This window comes from Levyella massiliensis, from assembly GCF_000308275.2.
Lineage (GTDB): Bacteria > Bacillota > Clostridia > Tissierellales > Peptoniphilaceae > Murdochiella > Murdochiella massiliensis_A.
In genome coordinates this window covers 3,978-29,547 of record NZ_HG529491.1, presented here as the reverse complement: position 1 = coordinate 29,547, position 25,570 = coordinate 3,978, and the positions used below count along the sequence as shown (strand labels likewise).

The following is a 25,570-nucleotide window of genomic DNA, read 5'->3' as shown; positions in this document are numbered from 1 at the left end:
CTTTTTCGACGCCGCTTGTCACGGCGTATATCTGTGCTATCTTACTCTACTCTTTTTTTTCCGTCAAGAACGGAGACGAAATTTTTTGCCAAGCACCGGGTAACGATTACGGGGGAGAGTGTTCTATTCCTTCTGGCAGCGCACCTGCTTCCGTTGACTATAACGTTTTCTCATTTTATTATGATACTAAGTCGGATAGCTATGTGGGATTAGGTTGATTATGTTATTGCTGTTTTAAGCCACCATCGACAGGGGAGAGGCGCAATGAAAACGATCAGAGAAAGCTTTATACGCCTCCATCGCAAACCATGGGAATCCATTCTCCTGGGCGTATTAATGACAGGCTTCATAGTGCTTATTGTTGTGTTAGTATTATTTTCTTCCATGAGCTTGAAAATGAAAGAAACAATATATCAAGGTGTTGATTACTCCGTACGATTGGACAGTGAAATTACGACATTAAAAAGCATTCGATACACGAATGAAATTTACGCTGACATTGAGGAATTAACGCACTATTTTAACGCAGCAACCTCACGCGAAGGGGTAAAGAATGTCTCGTTTCACTATACATTGACCCCGCAATGGAAAAATGGAACAAAACCTTTGGCAATTACGCCTAAAGGAAATGAAGAAGAAAATCAGACAAAAAATGGAAATGGTTCACTTGGCTTTGGTATGGATAAGAAGGTTTTGCTTTACGGACAAACCAAAAAAGAGCAAGAAACCATTCGTCTGCTTCATGGTCGTGGCTTTAACGATAAAGAGTGGCAAACGGTGCATCAAAATGCGGTTGCTCCAAAAGCACTTTTAATATGGGATGGAAAAAGCATGCGGCCCATTCAGGTAGGAGATGGACTGGAACTCTATTTCCCGCATCCGTTGGAAAACTTTCAGTTGGATAAGGGGGAGCGCTTAAAAGGAGTGTCATTAACGCTAACAGTGATAGGAACCTATGAAACGCTAGAGAAAAAGGGCGCTATTACGCTAGAAGATGCTAAAAAAGAGCAGCGGATCTATGTCTCAAATGCATTAATAAAATCATGGATGGATCGTCTGCATAAAGAAAGGAATGATCTCATTTATCGATCCACCGGCATACAAAGAGAGTATCTGGAGCGTGACGATGGGACAGAGGATGGCGCTAAAATTTTATTTCCCACTCTCATTTGCGATTCCTTGGAGACATTGGAAAGAGAAATGGCTTCTTTGCGACAACTGGGCTATCACCTGGAAAAATATGATGCGCAGGGAAATACAGTTCGCGAATATACAACAACAAGCACCATTGATCAAGCCAAGCACTTGGTCGAAACAACAAAACTCGTACAGGCTACCATATTCAGCTTGTTTGCTATTGCAACGTTACTTGTGATAGTGCTGTTCGTATTGATTTATTTTCTGTTTTTCAAGACTCGAACAAAAGAGATGCCATTACGTCTGGCCTTAGGCAGTACCTTTTCGCAGATGCGGCGCCTATTCCTTTTGGAAAAGGTTTGGCTTGTTTTGCTGAGCGGGTTTCCTGGTTTCATTATGGGACTCTTTTTCTCTAAAAAAATTGGAGCCTCCTTATGTGAAAAGGCGCTTCGACAACAACAAGGCGCTTTAATTCTTAGTGACCTTACCACTATCCAACAAGAGCGCATAACAGCCATCATTCGTGAAACCTATACTGTGCATCTTTCTGCTTGGATGATAGCGGGATTGCTCTTAGGAATAGTTTTCTTCCTTTATGTTTTGACAACATGGGCTATGCGTCGCACGATGAAACGGTTGGGGAGATTAGGGTAAACTTTAAGAAAAGAAAATAATGAAAAAATATATAGAACAATCAATAAACATTACAATCGCAGAAAGGTGATATGATGCCCTTGAAGGGAAAAGGCTATACCATCGTGCAAGAACATTATTACCCCGAGGGTAGTCGTGTTCGTTGCATTATAAATTATTCCTATGGTGGTCCGGTACGGCTGATTAACGTACTGCTCTAAAATGGCTTCAGTGGATGGAGAGACTGTTTCAAACATGGTTTAGATCTTGTAAAATCGTTTCATCAGTGGATATTGTATAAAAAGCAGAAGGAAGGCATTTCGATGAAGCAAATCTATCTCCACATGAAACGCGAGTATCGATCAACGGTATTTCTTTTCATTCTGTTGTCTGTTTTTGCCTTTGTTTTGCAGATCTCCTATGTCATGCGTAATGCCGGGGAGGAATTTCACGCGAGCATACAAGAGAATCTGAATCCACGCTTTGTGATTACGACGCCATTTCTGGAAATGCCTCAATGGTTTGACGCAGAGAATCAAATTGCTATGGAAACAGACGCTATGCGTGATCTGCTTAAAACGCTTCAAAACGATCGTCGGGTACGCAATGTATTTTCCGAGCCGATGCTCCATGATGGCTATTTGTGTACGTTTGAAAAAATCGAGAATGACGCCACGATGCGTGGCGTCGTTCTTTGCGGTTCCGGGGAGAGGTCGCAATGGAATGAAAAAGGACGGGTGATAAACCGATCAACCCATCCGCCAGTCATTGACGAAGGAGAGTGGGCAATTGTTCGTCAGACCCAAGATGTGACACAGCGATACTTGGATTGCATCCGTTTAGGTTTAAAGGGCGAAGCCACCACCTTTGCTTTTCAAAGAAATCCGGAACGTTTTGCTTTTTTTCCGAGTGTTATGGAAATTGAGAAGGGTGTTGTTCCTCGATTACTGGGTGTAAAAACGGCGGAAGTCAACGATCAAATCTTGGATCGTCTGGACATAGTCGAAGGACGAGCCATTCAACCGAAAGAGGATCAGGAGCAAGATGCTGTTATTGTTGCACCGTGGAATGCATTTATTATCGATGCAAAAGGCTATCGTCCGCTTCAAGTAGGAGATCGTATTCCTATCTCCATCAATGCTTTTGGAAAACTTTTATATACGGAATACTATACGGTTATCGGATTACATAACGGAAATACCGGTTTTCCCTTTTATATTGGCGAAAACGAATACGCCGCAGATATTTCAAAGTATTGCTACCTGCCCATGAGTCGGTGGACGCGTTTACGAGACAAGTTAAGAGGATTCTATCAGCAAAATGCATGGCAGAAGCAATCTCACATGGGCGTAGATGGAAGAGAATTGGAGAATACCCGACCTGCTTTTGATCATGAGACAATGACGCTGCCTGTGATTGAAACGAGAGCATTCGATGACCAGCCTGAGGTAATTGCTGAGATTCAACCCGTCCTCAATCGCCTCAATGCCATGCATGAAGATAAAGTGTATCGGTGTATTTCCGAATATGAGACATACCAGACGCTGGCCGGTTCCATCGATTCAATGCGAATCATTTTTCATGTTATGGTGCTTTTGGGAATGTTCTGTACGCTAATCGGCCTGCCATTTGTATTGTTGATGCAGATATGGCAAAGAAGACGCGAAACGGCGATATGGCAAACCTTAGGGAAGACGAAGACAGAAACTTTTTTTGCTATCTTTTTGGAATATTTTTTCATCGCCACTCTGGCATTTTTTGTATCTTTACTCCCTACCATACTGCTTTCACAACAATGGAAAGCCTACTTAGTGCATTCGGCGGGTAAGGCAAACACCCCCGCAGGTGCCTTTGTATCAATGGAAAAGATGGAAGCGCTAATGGAAACGTATTTGAACCATTCCATTGTAAAAGAGATAGGGCTGCTGTTTTTGTTGTGGATCGGTCTATTGGCAGTGGCTTGCCTGCTTGCCTATGAGGTGCAGAATCGTCGCTCTCTTGCCGCCTCAATGAAAGAAGAATAAGGCTGTGAAGCGTCCGCGGCGCCAAGTAAAAAATAGGAAGGCGTGCCTCCTCATGATAAGATAGAGGCGGGCTCCGTGTGCTCCATGGTGGAGGGAGCAGAGCGGAACCCTATTTGGTTCTTACCGTGAAAAAGCAAAAGGAGCAACAATGCAGATGAATGGGATTATGGTTCAGTCTTTTGACTGGGAATATCCGGCAGACGGATCGTTTTATCGCAAGTTAGCAGAGATGGCCGAAACGATGGAGAAGATGGGCGTAACCGCAGTGTGGATGCCGCCCGCGCACAAAGGAACGAGTGATCAGGATGTGGGTTACGGCAGCTATGATTACTGGGATTTAGGTGAATTCAACCAGAAGGGGACCGTGCGCACGAAGTATGGAACTCGGGAAGAGCTGGAGGCCTGCCTTAAAGCACTGCACGAGCACCATATTTCGGTTTATGCGGACATGGTATTCAACCATAAAGGTGGTGCGGATGAGACGGAAACCTTTAAGGCGGTGATGGTGGATCAAAATGACCGCACGAAGGACGTGGGAGAAGCGCATGATATTGAGGCGTGGACCAAGTTTACGTTCCCCGGCCGCGAAGGGAAGTATTCGAAATTTCAATGGCATTATTACCATTTCACGGGCGTGGATTATGATCAGAAATCGGATACGACGGCGATTTTTCGCATTCTTGGCGATGGCAAATATTGGTCGTCCGATACGGATAGCGAAAAAGGCAACTTTGACTATCTGATGAACGCGGACATCGATGTCAGCCATCCGGACGTACAGAAAGAATTGATGGACGTCGCGTATTTTATGATTGACTCCATCGGCTATGACGGCTTTCGCTACGATGCCTTGAAGCACATTGATATGAATTTCATCGATACGATGTCGGCGTTTATTCTGGACTACAATCCCGATTTCTTCTTCGTGGGAGAATATTGGAAGGATAGCGATGCCGCCATGCAGCACTATCTGAACGAGACGGATTACAATGTGCATCTCTTTGATGTGCCACTGCATTTTAATATGGTAGAGGCGGCAACGAATCCCAACTTTGATCTGCGGCAGATTTTTGATGATACCTTGGTTTCGACTAATCCGGTGCAAGCAGTTACGTTTGTAGACAATCATGATTCGCAGCCGGGGCAGGCGCTGGAAAGCTGGGTTGAGCCGTGGTTTAAGGAAATTGCGTATGCGTTGATTTTACTGCGTCGCGACGGCTATCCCTGTGTATTTGCCGGGGATTATTACGGCATTGCTTCAGCACAATATCCCGGCATAAAGGACGAGCTCTTCCGCATGATGAACGCACGAAAGACGTGCGCTTACGGCGACCAGGACGATTACTGGGTGACGCCCACAAAGATCGGCTGGGTCCGTCGTGGTAATGAAGAACATCCGTATCCCTTAGCCGTCCTGATTTCCACGGGCGATATGGACGAGGAGCGCATGTTTGTCGGCGAGCAGGAAGCGGGGCAAGTCTATTGCGATCGCAGTGGTAAAAATGAGGATGTCACCATCGATGACGAAGGTTTTGGTCTCTTTACCGTGGCGCCGGGATCGGTGACGTATTGGACGCGCAAGGATTTGCCGGACGAGAAAAATAAAGCGAAATAAAACAACAGAACGGATGCAATGATGGCATATTATGCAGTGAAGGCAGGGCGTAAGCCGGGCATTTATCAGACCTGGGATGCGTGTCGTGCCCAGGTGCACGGCTACTCGGGCGCCTTATATAAAAAATTCGAAGCGAAAAAAGATGCCGAGGCATACATGGACGCCAAAGACTCGTCCTCCGTCGCGCCGACGAAGACATCGCCGAGAAAAGGAAAGCGTGGCGTTCCGACAAATCCCCCGGAGGCTTCGCCCTTTTCGCCGGAACACATTCCCGCCGGCGAATGCCACGCCTACGTGGACGGCTCCTTTAATGCCAAGACAAAGGTTTTCGGCTATGGTGTCGTGTTTTTTACCAGTCATGGCAAGGAAACCTTTTACGGCCATGGCAAGGACGATGCCTCTCGTCACCGCAACATTGCCGGTGAAATCCGCGGAGCGGAGAAGGCCATGGAATTGGCCGTGGAGCGTCACGCGAAGTCCCTTACGATCTATCACGATTATGCGGGCATTCGCCATTGGGCGCTTGGAGAATGGAAGACCAATGTGACGCTGACACAGGAATACGCCAAAAAAGCGGCCTCCGTCCGAGAGATGCTTACGCTTCACTTTGTGAAGATTGCGGCGCATACTGGCGAAACCTATAACGAAGAAGCGGATCGCCTGGCAAAGAAAGGCGCCGGCGTTGCAACCGGCAGTTAAGAAAAACGAAGGCGACCCGTCCAGGGTCGCCTTCGTCATCGAATAGACTAGTTATTACTTTTTGGGTGCTTATTGATCCAATTCCGATGTGCAGTACGGGCAGCGTGTTGCTTCCAGTGCAATTTCAGATTTGCAATGCGGGCAAATCTTTGTGGTGGCTGCGACAGGCTTCGGTTTACGGGCTTTGTTGAAGGCCTTAATGATCAAAAATAGAACAAAAGCGATCACGAGGAACGAAAAGACATTGTTGATGAAGTTCCCAACACCAAACGTGATGGGACCAACCTTCAACACCCATTCTTTGAAATTGACACCGTTTAGGAAGACGTTGAGGATCGGCGTAATGATATCCGCTACCAACGAATCCACGATGGCTTTAAATGCAGCACCAATGATAATGCCGACGGCCATCTCGAGAACATTGCCCCGTGCGATAAATTCTTTGAATTCTTTAATCATAATAATCTCCTTTTGATACGGCAAAGTGATCATCCGCACACAAGAAATGTGGAAGAGGACCGGCCTGACGGCTCCGCGAGAGAGTGCAGGAGCTTTTCAGTCTTGTTTTGTATACCCAACTTCACGAAAGAAACCATTGACGTTTTCGATTCAACATAACCGTTAGGAAGATAAACAATGCAACGGTAGCGTTTAAGGCCGGTAGATAACAGGCGGAAAACGTTAAAAAAATAGTATTGTGAAAGGGGTTTGCTATAATAGAGAAAAAGGTCGGTATCATGTCGACATTATTTTTGGGAGGTAGTCATGAACTTTTTATCCATTATCGCGATCATCATCGGCGTGGCAGCTATTGCGCTCGCGTTGATGAAATTGCAGATCATTCAAAAATTGCCCGCCGGTACGCGGGAAATGATCCGCATCGCAGAACTGAACCGTCACGGTGCGTTTGCGTTCTTACGACGCGAATACATCGTCATTGGTGTCCTGATGATTGTAGTCTTTCTGGCCATCGGCTTTGGCTTGCATTCTTGGTCGACAGCCGTTTGCTTCCTCGTAGGCGCGATTTTCTCTATGCTTGCCGGCTTCATCGGTATGAATGCCGCAACGCTTGCGAACGTTCGTACGACGAATGCGGCGGCCACGAAAGGCATCAACGAAGCGCTGCAGGTTGCTTTCTTCAGCGGTTCGGTCATGGGCCTTGTGGTTGTCGGCTTGGGCGCCATCGGTGTCAGCTTTTTCTATCTGATTTTTAAGGATCCCGGCATTGTCATGGGATTCAGCTTGGGCGCTTCTTTCGTGGCACTGTTTGCCCGTGTTGGCGGCGGTATCTACACTAAGGCCGCAGACGTCGGCGCCGATTTGGTCGGCAAAGTGGAAGTCGGTATTCCGGAAGACGATCCGCGCAACCCGGCCGTTATTGCTGATAACGTCGGCGATAACGTCGGCGATGTTGCCGGTATGGGTGCGGACTTGTTTGAATCCTACGTCGGCGCCATTTTGTCTGCATTGACATTGGGCACATTGGCGTTCCAAGGCAGGGGCGTGCAGTTTGCCTTCGCTCTGGTTTTCTGCGGCTTATTGGCTGCCATCGTTGGCATTCAGTCTGTGCGCGGCTCCGAAAATCCGCAGCGATCCCTGAACATGGGTACCTTTATTTCAGCTGGCATTTTGCTTGTGACCAGCCTTTTGTTCAGCTTTATCATCTTCGGCGAAGTTCGCCCCTTCATTCCGGTCTTTGCCGGTATCGTGGTCGGCTTAGGTATTTCGAAGATCACTGAAATTTACACCTCGGAAGAGTTCCCATTTGTGAAAAAGATTGCAAAGGAATCCACTACCGGTTCCGCAACGAACATCATTTCCGGCCTTTCCGTCGGTATGAATTCGACCGCCATCCCCATTCTCTTCATTGCTGTAGGCATCATCGTCTCTTTCATGGCAATGAACAGCATGGGTCCGAACGCAGGGCTTTATGCCATCGCTCTGGCGGCATTGGGCATGCTGGCCACTTGCGCCATGACCATCGCCGTGGATGCGTATGGTCCGGTTGCCGATAATGCAGGCGGCATTGCCGAAATGACTGCATTGCCGGAAGATGTACGTGCGATCACGGATAAACTGGACTCGGTCGGTAACACCACGGCTGCCATCGGCAAGGGCTTTGCCATCGGTTCCGCCGCATTAACCGCGCTCTCCTTGTTTGCTTCTTACACGCAGCAGGCACAACTCAAGAGCTTGGATATCACCCAGCCGCAGGTTATTGCCGGCGCATTCATTGGTGGTATGCTGCCGTTCCTGTTCTCCGCTCTTACTATGAATGCCGTTGGCGATGCAGCCAATGCCATGGTAGAAGAGGTACGTGGTCAGTTCCGCAAGAACCCGGGCATCATGGAAGGTACGTCGGATCCGGATTATGGGCGCTGCATTGATATCTCGACGCAGGCTTCCCTGCGCAAAATGATTCTTCCGGGCCTCTTAGCCGTTGCGGCGCCGCTTTTGGTCGGCCTCATTCTGGGCATTGAAGCGTTGGGTGGCCTTTTGGTCGGCGGGTTAATCACCGGCGTTCTCTTGGCCATCATGATGGCTAACGCAGGCGGTGCTTGGGACAATGCTAAGAAATATATTGAAACCGGCGTCTATGGCGGAAAAGGCTCCGATGCGCACAAAGCGGCCGTCACCGGCGACACCGTCGGCGATCCGTTCAAGGATACTTCAGGTCCGTCCATCAACATCCTAATCAAGCTGATGACCACTGTCTCCCTGATTTTCTTACCACTGTTTTTATAAGTTGCGGAAAAGGAATCAATAAGGAAGGCGCCAACCAAAAACGTAAAAACGCCGGACTTTCAACATATGAAAACGTTGAAATTCCGGCGTTTTAATTTTTGTTATTTGTCGCGGGCATGTGGTTTGGATCAGCCCCTTTGAAAGCGCCGCCTAGGAACGCTTACTGACCGTGCCTTTGTCGTTTTTTTACAAAAGGCACGGTCACTCCAGCTGTGCTGGCTGACTTACCGACCGTGCCTTTGTCGTTTTTTTACAAAAGGTACGGTCGCCCAAGCCGTTCAGGCTGACGTTTCGACCGTGCCTTTGCTGTTTTTTTACAAAAGGCACGGTCACTCCAGCCGTTCGGGCTGACTTTCTGACCGTGCCTTTGCCGTTTTTTTACAAAAGGCACGGTCACTCCAGCCGTTCGGGCTGACTTTCTGATCGCGCCTTTGCCGTTTTTTTATAAAAGGTACGGTCTCCCAAGCCGTTGGCGTTGACTTTCTGACCGTGCCTTTGTCGTTTTTTTACAAAAGGCACGGTCACTTACGCCGTTCGGGCTGACTTACCGACCGTGCCTTTGCCGTTTTTTTGCAAAAGGCACGGTCACTCCAGCTGTGCTGGCTGACTTTTCGACCGTGCCTTTGTCGTTTTTTTACAAAAGGCACGGTCACTCCAGCCGTTCGGACTGACTTTTCGACCGTGCCTTTGCCATTTTTTTGAAAAAGGCACGGTCACTTACGCCGTCCGGGCTGACTTTTCGACCGTGCCTTTGTCGTTTTTTTACAAAAGGCACGGTCACTTACGCCGTCCAGGCTGACTTTCTGACCGTGCCTTTGCCATTTTTTTACAAAAGGCACGGTCACTTACGCCATTCGGGCTGACGTTTCGACCGTGCCTTTGTCGTTTTTTTACAAAAGGCACGGTCACTCCAGCTGTTCGGGTTGACTTTCTGACCGTGCCTTTGCCATTTTTTTACAAAAGGCACGGTCATTTACGCCGTTCTAGCTGACTTACCGACCGTGCCTTTGCCATTTTTTTACAAAAGGCACGGACACTTATGCCGTCCGGGCTGACTTATCGACCGTGCCTTTGTCGTTTTTTTGCAAAAGGCACGGTCACTCCAGCTGTGCTGGCTGACTTTTCGACCGTGCCTTTGCCGTTTTTTTGCAAAAGGCACGGTCACTCCAGCTGTTCTGGCTGACTTTTCGACCGTGCCTTTGCCATTTTTTTACAAAAGGCACGGTCATTTACGCCGTCCGGTCGCCTAAGCCGTCCGATCATTCATGCGGCCTAGGAACGCTTCCGGACTTTGCGATATTGACCCGCAACAGGTGTCATACGCCAAGACCCTTCACGGATCACATTCACTGCAATATTAAGGTTTGCGATTATTGCTGACGGGACACGCACTTTCCTCGCAGATGCTGTTCTATCACAAGGGCTGTGCTATACTGAAACCGATTAGATTGTATCGCCTCTTCTGCCGGCGGGAGAATCGTTAAGATGGTTAGACGGCACAAAGCGCTGTGTCGTACCGGGCGGCATCGCAGGAGGAAGGAAAGATAGAGAGGTTTATCCAAACGTGAAACTGGGAATTGTCGGATTACCGAATGTAGGGAAATCAACACTGTTTAATGCGATTACGCATGCCGGCGTACCGGCGGAAAACTATCCTTTTAATACCATCGAGCCAAATGTCGGCTTGGTGGAAGTGCCGGATGAGAGGCTTCATGTGCTGGCGGAGCGCTTTTCTTCGAAAAAAGTGATTCCGGCCGTGATTGAGTTTTATGACATTGCTGGGCTGGTGCGTGGTGCAAGCAAGGGCGAGGGCTTGGGCAATAAGTTCTTGGGCGATATTCGCACCTGCGAAGCTATTGTGGAAGTGTTGCGCTGCTTTGAGGATGAAAATGTGACGCATGTGGACGGCAGTGTGGATCCGATGCGGGATATTGAAACCATAAATCTTGAATTGATTTTATCGGACTTGGAACAGATTGAACGCATCTTGGCGAAAAAGGAAAAGCAAGCCAAGGCGGATAAGGAAGTGCGTCCGGAAGTGGCGTTATTGCAGCGCATTAAGGAAGTGCTGGAAGAGGGTCGCTCTGCGCGCGTGCTGGATCTGAATGACGAAGAGAAAAAATTGCTGAGTTCGTATCAGCTGTTGTCGGTAAAGCCGGTAATCTATGTGGCTAATGTGGCAGAAGAGGATTGTGCGGACGATGGGGCTTCGAACGAGAATGTAAGCAAGGTTCGCGCCTTTGCAAAAACGGAACAGGCGCGCGTGGTTGTGATTTCAGCTAAGGCGGAAGCGGAGATTGCGCAGCTGGAAGCGGAAGAACGCGCGGAGTTTTTGGAGATGCTGGGGCTTGAACAGTCGGGACTGGATCGACTGATTGTGGCCTCCTATGATTTGCTGGGATTGATGTCGTTCTTAACCACCGGTGAAGACGAATCGCGTGCTTGGACCATCGCTAAAGGGACAACGGCGTGGGAAGCAGCGGGTAAGATTCATACGGATATTCAACGTGGATTCATCCGTGCGGAAATTTTTTCGTACGATGATTTTATCGAAGCGGGCTCCATGGCAGCCATTCGGGAAGCCGGAAAGCTGCGTTTGGAAGGCAAAGAGTACGTGATGCAAGATGGCGACATCGTGCATTTCCGCTTTAATGTTTGAGTCACGATCCTGTAAGGGATTGTAAGGATGACACGATGGTGTCAATGTCGAAATCGGCAGAAAGGAGAAGTATGAACATTCAGGAACGCTTGGAAGCCCTGCGTCAGCGCATGGCAAAGAGAGATTTGGAAGCCTATATTATTCCAACGTCGGATCCGCATCAGTCGGAATATGTGCCGGATCACTATAAGGCGCGTGTGTATATGTCGGGCTTCACAGGATCGGCGGGCACGCTGGTCGTCACAAAGAACAAAGCAGGCTTGTGGACTGACAGTCGTTACTTTTTACAAGCGGAAGCACAGTTGAAGGGCAGTGGCATTACCCTCTATCGCATAGGCTTTGATGAAACGATGGAAGAGTTTTTACTGGCCAATGTTTCTGCTTTTGGAAAAATCGGCTTTGACGGCATGTGCATGTCGGTGACGAATTATCGCAAGCTGTCAAAATGCATGGGCAATCGCGTGTTGGTCATTGATGTGGACTATGTATCGGAAATTTGGAAAGATCGTCCGGCATTACCGGCAGAAAAAGCTTTCTTCTTTGATACGAAATATGCCGGGGCAAGCATTGAGGATAAGCTGCGGGTTTTGCGCTTTATGATGCGCGAACGCGAATGCGATTATACCTTCATCAGCAGCTTAGACGATATCGGTTATCTCTTTAACTTGCGCGGTTACGATGTCACAGATACACCGGTGGTGTTGAGCTATGCCCTGATTTCGGAGTCAAATGCCAAGCTTTTCATTCGCCCGGAAAAATTAACGCCGGAAGTAGAAGAAAAGCTGAAAGCGGCTGGCGTTGAACTGTACGACTATGACCGCATTGGCGATGAATTGGCGGAGATCGCGGGACAAAAGGTGGTCTATCTGGATCCCACCCATACGAATATTGCGCTGCATCGCCAATTGCGTGACAACGTGAAGATTCAACAGGGTCCGAATCTGTCGACGCTGATGAAGGCGATCAAGAACGAGACGGAAATTGAAAACACGCACCAAGCCTATATTAAGGATGGCGTGGCGCTGACTAAATTCTTTAACTGGGTGGAAACCGGCGCTCATTCCGCCGCGGTGACGGAACGCCTGGCGGTGCAGAAGCTGCATGAGCTGCGCGCCGAACAGGAACATTTCATTATGGATAGCTTCGGGGCGATTATCGGTTACGGTTCCAATGCTGCTATTGTGCACTATGACCCGATGCAAAATGATACGCCGGCCGTGATTGAACCAAAAGGATTGCTGCTGGTAGATAGCGGTGGCCACTACCTGGAAGGCACGACGGATATCACCCGTACGGTAGCCATGGGTCCGACGACGGAAGAAGAACGCGTGGACTATACCTTAGTGTTGAAATCGCATATCGCTGGCATCACGGCAGTGTTCCCGAAGGGAACACCGGGAATGTATGTTTCCTCCTTAGCCATGAAACCGCTGTATGAAGCGCGCAAGACGTTCTTCCATGGCACGGGGCATGGCGTTGGCCATGTGTTGGGCGTGCATGAAGGACCGCAGGGCTTTGTCAATCGCCCGGTGGGATCCGGCGCCGTGGAACTTGCCCCGGGCATGGTAACCTCTATGGAACCGGGCTTGTACATTGCCGGGAAACACGGTATTCGCATTGAATCCATCACGCTGTGCGTGGAGGATGAAACGAATGATTTCGGAACATGGTATAAATTAGAGCCGCTGACCTGGGTGCCCATTGACACCCGTCCGGTGCAGGTAGAGATGTTAAGCGATGCCGAACTGGAATGGCTGAATGCATACAATGCGCATTGCTTCGAGGTCTTGTCTCCGCATCTGGAAGAGGAGGACTTGAACTATCTTGCCGCTCGGTGCAAAGCGTTGGAGAGATAAAGAGAATGCCGGCGGCGCGTGACTTCGGTCCGCGCCGCTTTTTTTTACAGAAAGGGGGGACAATGAAAGACTTTTCGGAAGCGTTAAAACAGGTTCCGGAATCCCCCGGCGTGTATCTGATGCGGGATAAAAACAATGTCATCATCTACGTGGGCAAAGCCATCAATCTGCGTCGCCGCGTCCGCTCCTATTTCACGCCTTCCTCACACGGAAAAAGCCCAAAAGTGCTGGCGATGGTGGAGCATGTGGATCACTTCGAATACATTGTCGTCGATAATGAAGTCGAAGCTCTGGTATTGGAATCCAATTTTATTAAAGCGCATCGCCCACATTACAACATCATTCTAAGAGACGATAAGCAATACCCATACATCTGCATTCCGCAAGAAAGGTATCCGCGTCTGCTAAAAGTACGCCAGACCAAGTCGGATGGGGGCGAATACTTCGGCCCATTTCCGAATGCCTATGCCGTAAACGATACGATCCGCCTCTTACAGCGCCTATTTGGCATTCGTTCGTGTCGCTTGGACTTTTATCACGGCGCACGACTGCGTCGCCCATGCCTCAATTATGATCTGGGCCAGTGCCCGGCGCCTTGTGTCGGCTTGGCGGATGAAAAAGAGTACGCCGAGCAAATGGATCGTGTGCGCGATATTTTGAAGGGCAATGATCGCGCCGTACGCGAGCAATGGACGGGGGAAATGCACGCCGCTGCTGAAAATCTCGAATACGAGCGAGCGGCGCGCTTTCGTGACGCCTTAAACAATTTGGATGCGTTGCAGGAAAAGCAGAAAGTGACCTTGGCTCGCGGCGAAGATTGCGATGTCATTGCCATGGCAAGGGGAACGACGCAGGTGATTTTGCAGGTATTCTTCGTGCGTGGCGGAAAGGTCGTGGATCGCCGTACGTTCCGCCTTCAGGAAGAGTTTCAGGAAAGCGCGGAGGTGATTCTTTCTTCGTTTCTGAAGCAATTCTACTTGGAAGCGACATATATCCCCGCTGAAATTTATATGGAAACGGAACCGGAAGATGGCGATGCTATTGCTGCGTTTTTAGGCGATCGCAAGGGTCATCGGGTGCATCTGCATGTGCCCAGACGTGGCGATAAAAAAGAATTGCTGCGCACAGCGCAGGCGAATGCGGAGGAACAGCTCACAAAAGCTATGGCACGGGAAGCACGCAAGGAGCGCAACAAGGATGCGGGCATTCACGCATTGGAAGCGGTGGTGCAACGCGATCTGGATCGCGTGGAAGCCTACGATATTTCCAATGTCTCGGGTGTGCAGAATGTTGGAGCGATGGTCGTGTTTCAGCGTGAGCGCAAGCAGCCAAAAGAATATCGAAAATTCAAAATCCGCACCGTCGAAGGGCCGGACGATTATGCTTCGCAAAGAGAAATGCTGGAGCGTCGCTTCGATCACGGATTGCATGACGCAGAAGAGGGTAAAACGTTAACAGGATTTGGCGTATTGCCTTCTGTAGTCCTCATGGACGGCGGCAAAGGACATGTGCATGTGGCAGAAGAGGTTTTGCGCGAACGCCACCTGGATATTCCCGTGGTGGGCATGGTAAAAGACGATCATCATATCACGCGTGCCCTTTTCTATCGGGGAGAGGAATGGGAGATGGATCCACGTTCCCCACTCTATGAATATCTGTATGCCGTACAGGAAGAGGTTCACCGCTTTGCGATTGAATATCATCGTCGCTTGCGATCAACGGAGATGATGACGTCGGCATTGGATGCTATTCCGGGTATTGGCCGGAAGCGACGTACGGCTTTATTGCGCGCGTTTGGCTCTGTGGCGGCAATTAAAAAAGCGGATGTGGCAGAGCTGCAGGCGGTGGACGGCATGACAAAGGCCAGTGCGGGAGCGGTCGCACACTATTTTGCACAGCACGCGGCAGAGAATGTGTCGGATGCAGCGCAAAAGGCAGTCTCGAAAGAAACTGCGAACGTTACCTCTGAGCGATCGTTATCAAAAAAGGAGTAGCCATGGAGAGCGAAAACAGAACCGTTAAATTGGCGGAATTGGTGGAAAAAATGGGCCTTGAGATCGTGGCACGTTCCAGGGATTATGATTCCATTACCATTAAGAGGGCCGATGTGAATCGTCCCGGCCTGCAACTGGCCGGATTTATGGAAAACTTTCCTTGGGCGCGCCTGCAGATTATCGGGCGCGTGGAGTATATCTATTATATGCAATTGGCGCCAGAGCTGCGCTATGAGCGCTTTCGCGGCATATTCTCCTATCCGATTCCGGCGCTGATCTATTCCTATGATCAGGCTATTACCGACGACATTTTAGATTTAGCGGACTACTATAATAAGACCATTCTGCGCACACCGTTGCAGACGACTAAACTCGTTGCCATGATGAATCGGGAATTGGAGCTGCTATTGGCTCCGACGACGACGATGCATGCCGGATTAATGGAAGTCTTTGGTACTGGCGTGCTGATTCGGGGGAAGAGTGCAGTGGGAAAGTCGGAAACCGGCTTGGATTTGCTGATTCGTGGGCATCGCTTGGTGGCGGATGATGTGGTGGAGCTGACGCGCGTGGAAAATACGTTGATCGGGCAGGCGCCGGAGAATATTCGTCACTATATGGAGATTCGCGGATTGGGCATTTTAGATATTCGTCGTCTGTACGGCATCGGCTCGGTCAAGGAAGATACACAGATCGAGATGGTGGTGATGCTAGAGGATTGGCAAGATGATAAAGAATACGATCGCTTAGGGATTTTTGATGATTATACGGAAATCCTGGGGGTTCGTTTGCCGGCGATTATGGTTCCGGTGAAACCTGGGCGCAACTTGGCCATGATCATCGAGGCAGCCGTGCGCAACAATCGTTTAAAACAAATGGGCTATAATGCGGCATTGGAGCTCAACAATCGTTTGATCGAAGAATCCAATCGCATGGCACAAGAAGAAGGGGTGCAGTAAACCTCCTCACAGTTAGGCGTTCATTTGACGCCCAAATAGGTTTCTTTTATACTCGGTATAGGCACAAATTTGGTGGAGTGAGCGGGTTGTGGAGCCCGCGGGGACGGCCGGTGCGCCGTTAGAAAGTCAGGAGTATTTATGGTGCAAAAATTCAAAACTATGGATGGTAATGAAGCTGCAGCATATGTCTCGTACGCATTTACGGAGGTGGCTACGATCTATCCGATCACGCCGTCTTCTCCGATGCCGGAGCATGTAGACACTTGGGCAGCCAACGGGATGAAGAACATCTTCCAAAAACCGGTGCATGTGGTGGAGATGCAGTCGGAAGCCGGCGCTGCCGGTGCAGTACACGGCTCTTTGGCAGCGGGTGCTTTAACCAGTACATATACAGCATCCCAAGGCTTGCTGCTGATGATTCCGGATATGTACAAAATTGCCGGTGAGAATTTGCCGGGCGTATTTCATGTTGCCGCACGTGCCGTCGCCAGCCACGCATTGTCGATCTACGGCGATCACTCGGATATCAACTCGGCGCGCATGACCGGCTTTGCCTTCCTTTGTTCCAGCTCCGTACAGGAAGTAATGGATCTGGGCGCTGTTGCGCATCTGTCCGCAATTGAAGGATCGCTGCCGTTTGTCCATTTCTTTGATGGCTTCCGTACGTCGCATGAAATCAATAAAGTTGCGGTTTGGGACTTTAAAGATCTGGAAGAAATGGTGGATCATGAAGCCATTCAGGCGTTTCGCGATCGTTCGATGAATCCGAATCGTCCGAAGACGATGGGCACCTCCCAGTCGCCGGATATTTTCTTCCAGAACTTGGAAGCCTCCAACCATTACTATGAAGACATCATTCCCATCGTTGAAAAGTACATGGCGAAGGTTTCTGAGAAGACCGGTCGTCCGTATCATCTCTTTGATTACTATGGTGATCCGGACGCAGAAAACGTCGTCGTTCTCATGGGCTCCGCTTGTGAAGCAATGGAAGAAGTCATTGATGCTGAGGCGGAAAAGGGCAACAAGCTCGGTATGATTAAGGTACGTCTGTATCGTCCGTTCAGCCGCAAACACTTCCTGGAAGCTTTGCCGAAGAATGTGAAGAAGATTGCGGTTTTGGATCGTACGAAGGAAAAAGGATCCCTTGGCGAGCCGCTCTACATGGACGTTCGTGCGGCACTTTATGATTCGGACATTCACCCGACCGTCGTGGGCGGCCGTTACGGCATGGGCTCTAAGGATACCATTCCGACCCATCTGTTGGCCGTATTCCGCAACCTCGAAAAAGATGAGCCGAAGAACCACTTCACTATCTCCATTGAAGATGATGTGACGAATCTTTCCTTGGATCAGTCGGAAGTCTTGCATATCCGCGAGGAAGGCACGACCCGTTGCAAGTTCTGGGGATTCGGTTCCGACGGCACGGTCGGCGCAAACAAACAAGCCATTAAGATCATCGGTGATAACACCGATCAGAATGCACAGGGCTATTTCTTCTACGATTCGAAGAAATCCGGCGGTTTGACCGTTTCGCATTTGCGTTTCGGCAAGAGTAAGATTCGTTCCACGTATCTGTTGGATGAAGCAGACTTTGTCTCCTGCTCGAAGCAAGCCTATGTGCATCAATACGATTTGCTGCGCGGTCTGCGTAAAGGCGGCACTTTCCTGCTGAACTGCACGTGGGAAGAAAGCGAACTTGACGAACATCTGCCGGGACAGATGAAACGCTATCTGGCCGAAAACGACATTCAGTTCTATATTTTGAACGCGTCCAAGATTGCACAGGAGATTGGCCTGGGCAACCGTACCAATATGATCATTCAGTCTGCATTCTTTAAACTCTCCGGCGTTTTGCCGCTGGAAGAGGCAGTAGCGCATCTGAAGGATTCCATTGTGAAAGCCTACGGTCATAAGGGCGACGATGTCGTCAACATGAATAACAAGGCGGTGGACAGTGGTATCAACGCTCTTGTCAAGGTGAACATTCCTGCCGCTTGGGCAGATGCCAAAGATGATACAGTTGATCTTTCGGGCACCCCGGACTTCTTCAAGAACGTGGTGCGTCCGATGTTGCGTAATGAAGGCGATGACCTGCCGGTATCGGCCTTCACAGGTCATGAAGACGGACACTGGGATAACGGCACCTCGCAATTCGAAAAGCGCGGCATTGCTCTGTTCGTGCCGGAATGGCAAGTGGACAACTGCATTCAGTGTAACCAGTGCTCGTATGTCTGTCCGCATGCGGTCATTCGTCCGTTCCTTTTGAATGAAGAAGATCAGAAGAATGCACCGGAAGGCTTTGTTTCCAAGAAAGCCGTCGGCAAAGGCATGGAAGGCCTCAACTTCCGCATTCAGGTTTCTCAGCTGGACTGCACCGGCTGCGGTAACTGCGCAGATGTTTGCCCGGCAAAGAATAAGGCTCTGATTATGAAGCCGTTCGAAGAACAATACGAAGCCCAGAAGGGATATTGGGAATACGCCCATGAAAAAGTCGGCTACAAAGAAGATGTCATGCCCGACACAACAATTAAGGGCTCGCAGTTCAAGCAACCGTTGCTGGAATTCTCCGGCGCCTGCGCAGGCTGCGGTGAAACGCCGTATGCACGTCTCTTGACCCAACTCTTCGGCGACCGGATGCTCATTGCTAACGCCACCGGCTGCTCCTCCATTTGGGGCGCTTCTGCACCGTCCACGCCGTACACCACGGACGCTAACGGCTGTGGCCCGACATGGGGTAACTCCCTCTTTGAAGATGCCGCCGAATATGGCTATGGCATGCTCTTAGCTACCGAGTCCAACCGCGACCTGATTGAGACCAAGATGAATCAGTTCCTGGCGCTGGGATTGGATACGTCGTATAACGAGCTGTTCCAGACTTGGATGGATAGCAAGGACGACTATAAGGCTTCCAAAGCCGCCACGGCTGATATTCTGACAGCTGATGCCAAGGTTGACAGCGCAGATGGACAGAAACTCTTGGAAGAGATTCTAAAACTAAAAGATTACATGACCAAGAAATCGCAGTGGATTTTCGGCGGCGATGGATGGGCTTTCGATATCGGTTACGGCGGATTGGATCATGTCTTAGCCTCCGGCAAAGACATCAATATCCTCGTCATGAACACGGAAGTTTACTCCAACACCGGCGGTCAGTCGTCCAAAGCGACGCCGCTTGCCGCAGTGGCACAGTTTGCCGCTTCCGGTAAACGTGTGAAGTCCAAGGATTTGGGCCTCATGCAATCCACCTACGGCTATGTCTACGTTGCTCAAGTAGCAATGGGCGCTAACCAGAATCAAACGATTAAGGCATTCCGTGAAGCCGAAGCCTATCATGGCCCGTCCCTGATCATTGCTTACGCACCGTGCATTAACCATGGTATCCGTATCGGCATGGGCAAGAGCCAGGCTCGTGAGAAACAAGCAGTCGAAGCCGGTTATTGGCATCTGTGGAGATACAATCCGCTGCTGGCCCAGGAGGGCAAGAATCCGTTCCAGCTCGACTCCAAGGAACCGACAGCAGACTTCCAAGAATTCCTCATGGGCGAGGTCCGTTACTCTTCCCTGAAGCGCAACTTCCCGGAAGAAGCCGGCGAACTCTACGCAGCAGCCGAACAGGCCGCCAAGGATCGCTACGAGAACTACAAGCGTCTCGCGGCGATTGAGTACTAAGCGAAAAAATCATCCGATACAAGCTTTTAGGGAAAAATCTTCCGAGGAGGCTTGTGTTCGGAAAGTAATGCAAGTAAGAAGCAACGCACGCACTCGCGTGCGTTGCTTCTTTTAATGTCGCCGCAAATGGACGGCAGGAAATTACGGGGGCGTTTTGCGATTTTGGGTTTTGCCGACCGTCCACGCCACTTGCCGTACGCCCTCTTCACATCCGCGCACGCAACCGCCATCCTTCAGGAGATGGAAGACTTTGGTCCGGCAGGGTGATGTATTCATGGTAAAATAGGGTAGCATTGTAGCGTCTGAAAGGTTGGAGGCTTAAGCATGATCAATGAAAAACAGCGTGCGGAGCTACTGTCGGGGGCGTATGGGCTGGTGCGGGAAAATGTTCCGCTATCGACCCTGACGACGTTCCATTTGGGTGGCCCGTGCGAATTACTGATAGAAGTTACGTTGGAAAAAGAAGCATTGCGCACCATTCGCTATTTACGGGGAAATGGGATTCCGTTTACCATCCTGGGCAACGGGTCCAATACATTGGTGCGAGATGGGGGTATTGATGGCGTTGTCGTGAAAATGGGACAAGCATTTTCGGATGTGACCGTGGACGGCAATATCGTATGCGCTCAGGCGGGGGCGCTGTTATCCAAGGTGGCGCAAACGAGCTTCCGTGCCGGTTTGACTGGCATGGAGGAACTGGCGGGCATTCCGGGATCTGTCGGCGGCGGGGTGATTATGAACGCTGGCGCATATAATAAAGAGATGAAAGATGTGGTGCGTTCGGTGCGCGCCATTAATCGAGAGGGATCCATCGTTACGCTGTCACCGGAAGAAATGGCAATGGGCTATCGGACGTCACGCATGATGCAGGAAGGCATGGTGGTGACAGAGCTGGAGTTTGCGTTAACCCCCGGCGATCCGGAAAAAATTCGTGAGAAGGCGCAGGATTATGCTCAGCGTCGCAGCAGCAAGCAGCCGTTGGAGAAGTATTCGGCGGGTTCGACATTTAAGAGGCCGACCGGACATTTTGCCGGTCAGCTGATCCAGGAAGCAGGCCTTCGCGGTTATACAGTCAACGATGCACAGGTCTCAGAGAAACATTGTGGCTTTGTGATCAATAACGGGAATGCCACAGCAAAGGATGTCTTGGCGGTTATTTCGCATGTGCAAGAAACCGTGAAAGAAAAATTTGATATAGAGCTGGAAACAGAAGTACGCATTATCGGAAAAGAGTAGGTGTTTTCATGAGAATCGTCATCGTCACGGGAATGAGCGGCGCCGGAAAAAGTTCAGCGCTTCGGCTGTTTGAGGATATGGGCTATTACTGCATGGACAATATTCCTCCGCGGCTGATCGGCAATTTTTTGGAGCTAACGAAGAGCGCCTCTAAAAATTTGACACGCGTGGCGTTGGGCGTGGATATTCGCGGACGTGAATTTTTCGAGGATTTGCAGTCAACGGTCGAAGCACTAAAAAAAGAGAAAGAACTGGAAGTCACGACACTCTTTTTGACGGCCTCCGATGAAGCCTTGGTGCGTCGCTATAAAGAATTGCGGCGGCCGCATCCGATGGACAAAGCGGGCAATATTTTTGATGGGATACAGCGCGAGAAGCAATTTTTAGAGCATCTGCGTCTGACCTCTGATTTAGTGCTGGATACGACGAATAAGACACTGGGCGAATTAAAAGAAATGATCGACCGCCTGTTTTTATCGCAAGGCGAAAAACCGAAACTGTTTCTTTCCATCATTTCCTTCGGCTTTAAGCACGGCATCGTGCTGGATGCAGATCTCGTCTTTGACGTGCGTTTCATTAATAACCCGTACTATGTGCCCGAACTCAAACATTTGACCGGACTGGATGCACCACTCAAGGAATATGTGTTGCAGTTTCCGGAGACAGAGCAATTTTTAAAGAAGATCAGCGACTTGCTCGAATTTTTGGTGCCCTACTATATTCGCGAGGGAAAACGCACGCTGACCCTCGCCTTGGGATGCACCGGAGGGCGGCATCGCTCCGTTGTGATGGCAGAACTTTTGGGGGATCAACTGGCGGAACACTACAGTGGAGTGAGCGTTTCGCATCGCGATCGCCATTATTGGAAATAATCCTCAGGATTTCTTCACAGGTTTGGGATACCCTGAGGAAAGAATTCGAATAGATGTAAAGAAAGGAGGGCGTAATGAAAGAAATCAGTGCCGGCGGCGTTGTCATTGATGGAAAGGATGTCCTCGTGCTGCGCAAATTTCGCGGCGACTGGGTGCTTCCCAAGGGACGCATTGAATCCGGCGAAACCTTGGAACAAACGGCTCTCCGAGAAGTGCATGAAGAAAGTGGATTGGCTTGCCGCGTAGGCTCTTATATCGGTTTTGTCCGTTACAATTATTCCAAGCCCAATGGCATCGAGGTACATAAAACGGTTCATTACTATACGATGACGGCAGAAGGGGGCTCGATGAAGCCGCAAAGGGAAGAAGGCTTTTGCGACTCTGCCTTCATGCCCTGGCGAAAAGCCGTTAAATTATTGCGACACGATTCCGAACGCAACATGGTCCGCCAAGCGTTCACAGGAACACCGCCCGCAAAGAAACGTCGTCCACCCTCTACGTTAAGGATTGATCAATGAGCTTTTCCTACGATACAAAAACAGAATGCGCCCGCCTGGCTCTCCACTCGAAAATTGAAGCTCTGTTGGAACTGTCGGCCATGGCACGTTTGAATGCGGCCATGGTCATTCGGCAACAGGAAGTTCGCTTACGCTTCTTCTCGGAGCATCCGGAAGTTATCGGATGCGTGGTGAGTCTGGTGCGCTTTTTATTTTCGCTGGAATGCGAAGTACGTGCGCAAAAGAATGATCAACTGCAGATTAAGCCGGTCTACTATATGGACTTACCGGAGACGCAGGCGGAAGCGCTCTTTCAACAAAGCGGCGTGGATCCTTTCGGACAAACGACGCAGAGTCGCGATGCCATCTTCGGCCGACTAAACGTGCCGGCCAACGCCCGTGCCTACTGTCGCGGCGCGTTTTTAGCAGCCGGCTCGGTGGTGGATCCCGAGAAGTCCTATCATTTGGAAATTGTGACCAAAAATGCGCTGGACGGCGAAATTTTGGAACACGTGTTTCAAAATCTGTCCATTCCAGCAAAACAGACGCGCCGTGGGGATCTCTATGTTTACTATTTAAAGGATTCGGAAGCAATATCGGATTTCATGGTAGCCATCGGCGCTTCCGCGGCCATGCTGGCGCTTGAAAATGTCAAAATCGAAAAAGAAATTCATAACGATATCAATCGCAAATCCAATGCTGAAGCCGCAAATCTCGATAAACAATACCGTGCGTCACTGGAGCAAATCCGCGCCATTCATCTCCTAGATGAGAAACGCGGATTGAACAACTTACCGGATTCCTTGCGCGAACTGGCGGAAGCCCGCTTAGCCCATCCCATGGCAAATCTGCGCCAGTTGGGCGAAACGTTACAACCGCCGCTGGGAAAATCCGGCATTATGCACCGCATGCGCCGCATCTTAAAAGAAGCATCCGTTTGGGAGGAAGAATGAGACAGCCCGGAGAAGATTTTCAAGACGATATCGATGACACCTTACCTTTGAATACACAGCACGGAAATAAGGATTGGCGTGCGGCCCAGGAGGCAGCACGACAGGCTGCTGCACGTCATGCAGAACAGGATGACACGTGGGAAGACGAAAACCGTCGCCACGCTTATGCTGATGCCTCGTATGCGACAAAACGGCCGCACAAAAAGCACAGCTGTCTCGGACGCGTGATTCGCCTTGCGCTTGTGCTTTGCCTTGTCGGCATCATTGCCCTCATCGGCAACCTCTATTTCTGGGATCAAAAAAAGCAGGATCTGCCCGTTCCCGCAGCAGCGGATGGCAACGTCCTGGATCCCATTGATAAGGATTTATTATTTCTGCTTGCCGGCGTGGATGACACCGGTACCGGTGAGCCACAGCGCACCGACACGCTGCTTTTGGTTCGCTATGATTTTAGCGATGGTCGCTTAATCGGTCTTTCCATTCCTCGTGATTCGCGCGTCTTCGTGCGCGGCAAGCGCGACAAAATCAATCATGCCCATGCCTATGGCGGCATCGCCCTCACTATGCAAACAATACGTGATTTTCTGGGCATCGATCTCGATTATTATATGGAAGTGGACTACGACACGGTTAAATCAGTGGTGGATGCTGTGGGCGGCGTCCGCTACAACGTTCCGCAGGAAGCGCAGCCTGTCCCCGGAGAGATCTTTCATACCGGCGACCACGTGCTAAATGGCGATGAAACCCTCAGCTTTCTTCGCCATCGTCAGGGATATAAGAACGGCGATATTGATCGCGTTAAAGCACAACAGGCGTTCTTGAAGGAGACTGCTCACAAAGTGGTTTCACCATTAAACATCTGGCGGATGCCCTTTGTTCTCAAAGCAATTCAAGACCACGCTAAGACCAACATTCCCGCGTTGCCTCTGCTTTCGAAAGCACCCGGCGTTCTCTTTACCGGTCTGCCGGAGATGGAGATGCACACGATCCCCGGACACGGACAGACCATTGGCGGCCTAAGCTACTACGTGCCTGATAAAAAAGGCACTAAACAAATGGTACGGGAACTACTGGGTCCCTTTATGCAGCACTGAAACATTAATAGCCTTGCGGTAGCAACCATAGTGCTATCATTGCCTGCTATACCTACATTTACAGCAAACTTTAAAAGTCGGCCTACGGGTCGGCTTTTTGTATTAATGAGAAAGTTCAATTTATATCATGAAAAGTTAAAATAATTTTTCAAAAGAAGAAGGATTATGATCCTATCCGAAACGCAAACCACCTTATAAGCTTGCAATAATCTCATTTCCATTGGATCCTCAAAGAGTTCAAAAAAAGTTGGCAAAAGTGTTGACACAATAAATCCACGGTGGTATCATATCCAAGTCGCGTTTGAAGAGCGCCACAGAAACAAGAAAAAGTAAAAATAAATTTTACAATCTCTTGACAGGCACTTAACAGCGTGATACAATAACAAAGCACTCCCTAAAAGGGGAGAGCGCGAACCTTCATAATTGAATACGTGAATAACTTTGAGTTGAAATAATTCAAAACAACAAATATAGAGTCAAGATATTGGCTCTCAAAAAATTTTTTTGAGAGTTTGATCCTGGCTCAGGATAAACGCTGGCGGCGTGCGTAACACATGCAAGTCGAACGAGAATGTACTGACGGATCCTTCGGGTGAAGATAGTACAGGACAGTGGCGGATGGGTGAGTAACGCGTAAGAAACCTGCCTTTCACACCGGGATAGCAGCTGGAAACGGCTATTAATACCGGATGACACTTTTTCCCCGCATGAGGAAGAGGTTAAAGAATTTCGGTGAAAGATGGTCTTGCGTCTGATTAGCTAGTTGGTGGGGTAACGGCCTACCAAGGCGACGATCAGTAGCCGGCCTGAGAGGGTGTACGGCCACATTGGGACTGAGACACGGCCCAAACTCCTACGGGAGGCAGCAGTGGGGAATTTTGCACAATGGAGGAAACTCTGATGCAGCGACGCCGCGTGAACGAAGAAGGTC

Annotated in this window: 17 protein-coding genes and 1 other annotated feature; of the genes, 16 read left to right on the top strand and 1 reads right to left on the bottom strand. The window is 49.7% G+C overall.

All coding sequences use genetic code 11. The features are described 5' to 3' along the window. Window positions 1–264 precede the first annotated feature (264 nt). The 5 genes from BN98_RS05165 to BN98_RS05150 all read left to right on the top strand — a co-directional run bounded on the left by BN98_RS05165 (window position 265) and on the right by BN98_RS05150 (window position 6,108). Entirely contained in the window at window positions 265–1,791 is a 1,527-nt protein-coding gene (locus tag BN98_RS05165; protein ID WP_019190392.1) for an FtsX-like permease family protein, read from the top strand. A 71-nt stretch (window positions 1,792–1,862) separates the two neighbouring features. Next, on the top strand, window positions 1,863–1,991 hold the full coding sequence (locus tag BN98_RS08655; protein ID WP_019190391.1) for a hypothetical protein: 129 nt from the start codon (window positions 1,863–1,865) through the stop codon (window positions 1,989–1,991). 102 nt (window positions 1,992–2,093) lie between these two features. Further along, window positions 2,094–3,794, top strand: a complete 1,701-nt coding sequence (locus BN98_RS05160; protein WP_019190390.1) for an FtsX-like permease family protein — start codon at window positions 2,094–2,096, stop codon at window positions 3,792–3,794. Window positions 3,795–3,942: 148 nt separating this feature from the next. After that, window positions 3,943–5,409 (top strand): alpha-amylase, encoded by a 1,467-nt coding sequence (locus BN98_RS05155; RefSeq protein ID WP_019190389.1) that lies wholly within the window; start codon window positions 3,943–3,945, stop codon window positions 5,407–5,409. A gap of 18 nt (window positions 5,410–5,427) precedes the next feature. Continuing rightward, the gene (locus tag BN98_RS05150; RefSeq protein ID WP_019190388.1) at window positions 5,428–6,108 is read left to right on the top strand and encodes a ribonuclease H1 domain-containing protein; all 681 of its coding nucleotides are present in this window, start codon (window positions 5,428–5,430) and stop codon (window positions 6,106–6,108) included. A 69-nt stretch (window positions 6,109–6,177) separates the two neighbouring features. On the opposite strand, the gene mscL is transcribed toward BN98_RS05150, so the two are convergent. Beyond that, the gene (gene mscL / locus BN98_RS05145) at window positions 6,178–6,567 is read right to left on the bottom strand and encodes a large conductance mechanosensitive channel protein MscL (RefSeq protein WP_019190387.1); all 390 of its coding nucleotides are present in this window, start codon (window positions 6,565–6,567) and stop codon (window positions 6,178–6,180) included. Window positions 6,568–6,873: 306 nt separating this feature from the next. Here mscL and BN98_RS05140 point away from each other — a divergent pair, with 306 nt between their 5' ends. The 11 genes from BN98_RS05140 to BN98_RS07970 all read left to right on the top strand — a co-directional run bounded on the left by BN98_RS05140 (window position 6,874) and on the right by BN98_RS07970 (window position 24,639). Then, window positions 6,874–8,853 (top strand): sodium-translocating pyrophosphatase, encoded by a 1,980-nt coding sequence (locus tag BN98_RS05140; RefSeq protein ID WP_019190386.1) that lies wholly within the window; start codon window positions 6,874–6,876, stop codon window positions 8,851–8,853. A 1,564-nt stretch (window positions 8,854–10,417) separates the two neighbouring features. Continuing rightward, entirely contained in the window at window positions 10,418–11,512 is a 1,095-nt protein-coding gene (gene ychF, locus BN98_RS05135; RefSeq protein ID WP_019190385.1) for a redox-regulated ATPase YchF, read from the top strand. A 71-nt stretch (window positions 11,513–11,583) separates the two neighbouring features. Continuing rightward, window positions 11,584–13,368 (top strand): aminopeptidase P family N-terminal domain-containing protein, encoded by a 1,785-nt coding sequence (locus tag BN98_RS05130; RefSeq protein WP_019190384.1) that lies wholly within the window; start codon window positions 11,584–11,586, stop codon window positions 13,366–13,368. Window positions 13,369–13,430: 62 nt separating this feature from the next. After that, window positions 13,431–15,362 carry an excinuclease ABC subunit UvrC gene (gene uvrC / locus BN98_RS05125; protein ID WP_195891109.1) on the top strand — a complete coding sequence of 644 codons (1,932 nt, stop codon included), beginning with the start codon at window positions 13,431–13,433 and terminating at the stop codon, window positions 15,360–15,362. 2 nt (window positions 15,363–15,364) lie between these two features. Continuing rightward, the gene (gene hprK / locus BN98_RS05120) at window positions 15,365–16,318 is read left to right on the top strand and encodes an HPr(Ser) kinase/phosphatase (RefSeq protein WP_019190382.1); all 954 of its coding nucleotides are present in this window, start codon (window positions 15,365–15,367) and stop codon (window positions 16,316–16,318) included. Between the two features lie 141 nt (window positions 16,319–16,459). After that, entirely contained in the window at window positions 16,460–19,987 is a 3,528-nt protein-coding gene (gene nifJ / locus BN98_RS05115) for a pyruvate:ferredoxin (flavodoxin) oxidoreductase (RefSeq protein WP_207636734.1), read from the top strand. Window positions 19,988–20,311: 324 nt separating this feature from the next. Next, window positions 20,312–21,223 (top strand): UDP-N-acetylmuramate dehydrogenase, encoded by a 912-nt coding sequence (gene murB, locus BN98_RS05105; RefSeq protein ID WP_019190379.1) that lies wholly within the window; start codon window positions 20,312–20,314, stop codon window positions 21,221–21,223. Between the two features lie 8 nt (window positions 21,224–21,231). Beyond that, complete coding sequence (rapZ, locus tag BN98_RS05100; RefSeq protein WP_019190378.1) at window positions 21,232–22,095, top strand: RNase adapter RapZ; 864 nt, start codon at window positions 21,232–21,234, stop codon at window positions 22,093–22,095. Between the two features lie 74 nt (window positions 22,096–22,169). After that, window positions 22,170–22,613 (top strand): NUDIX hydrolase, encoded by a 444-nt coding sequence (locus tag BN98_RS05095; RefSeq protein ID WP_019190377.1) that lies wholly within the window; start codon window positions 22,170–22,172, stop codon window positions 22,611–22,613. Further along, window positions 22,610–23,545, top strand: a complete 936-nt coding sequence (gene whiA, locus BN98_RS05090; protein WP_019190376.1) for a DNA-binding protein WhiA — start codon at window positions 22,610–22,612, stop codon at window positions 23,543–23,545. Before BN98_RS05095 ends, whiA begins: the two co-directional genes overlap by 4 nt. Then, window positions 23,542–24,639, top strand: coding sequence for an LCP family protein (locus BN98_RS07970; RefSeq protein WP_019190375.1), 1,098 nt, complete (start codon window positions 23,542–23,544; stop codon window positions 24,637–24,639). The genes whiA and BN98_RS07970 overlap by 4 nt, the downstream gene beginning before the upstream one ends. Window positions 24,640–25,177: 538 nt before the next feature. Beyond that, window positions 25,178–25,554, top strand: a sequence feature (16S ribosomal RNA rRNA prediction is too short). Window positions 25,555–25,570 lie beyond the last annotated feature (16 nt).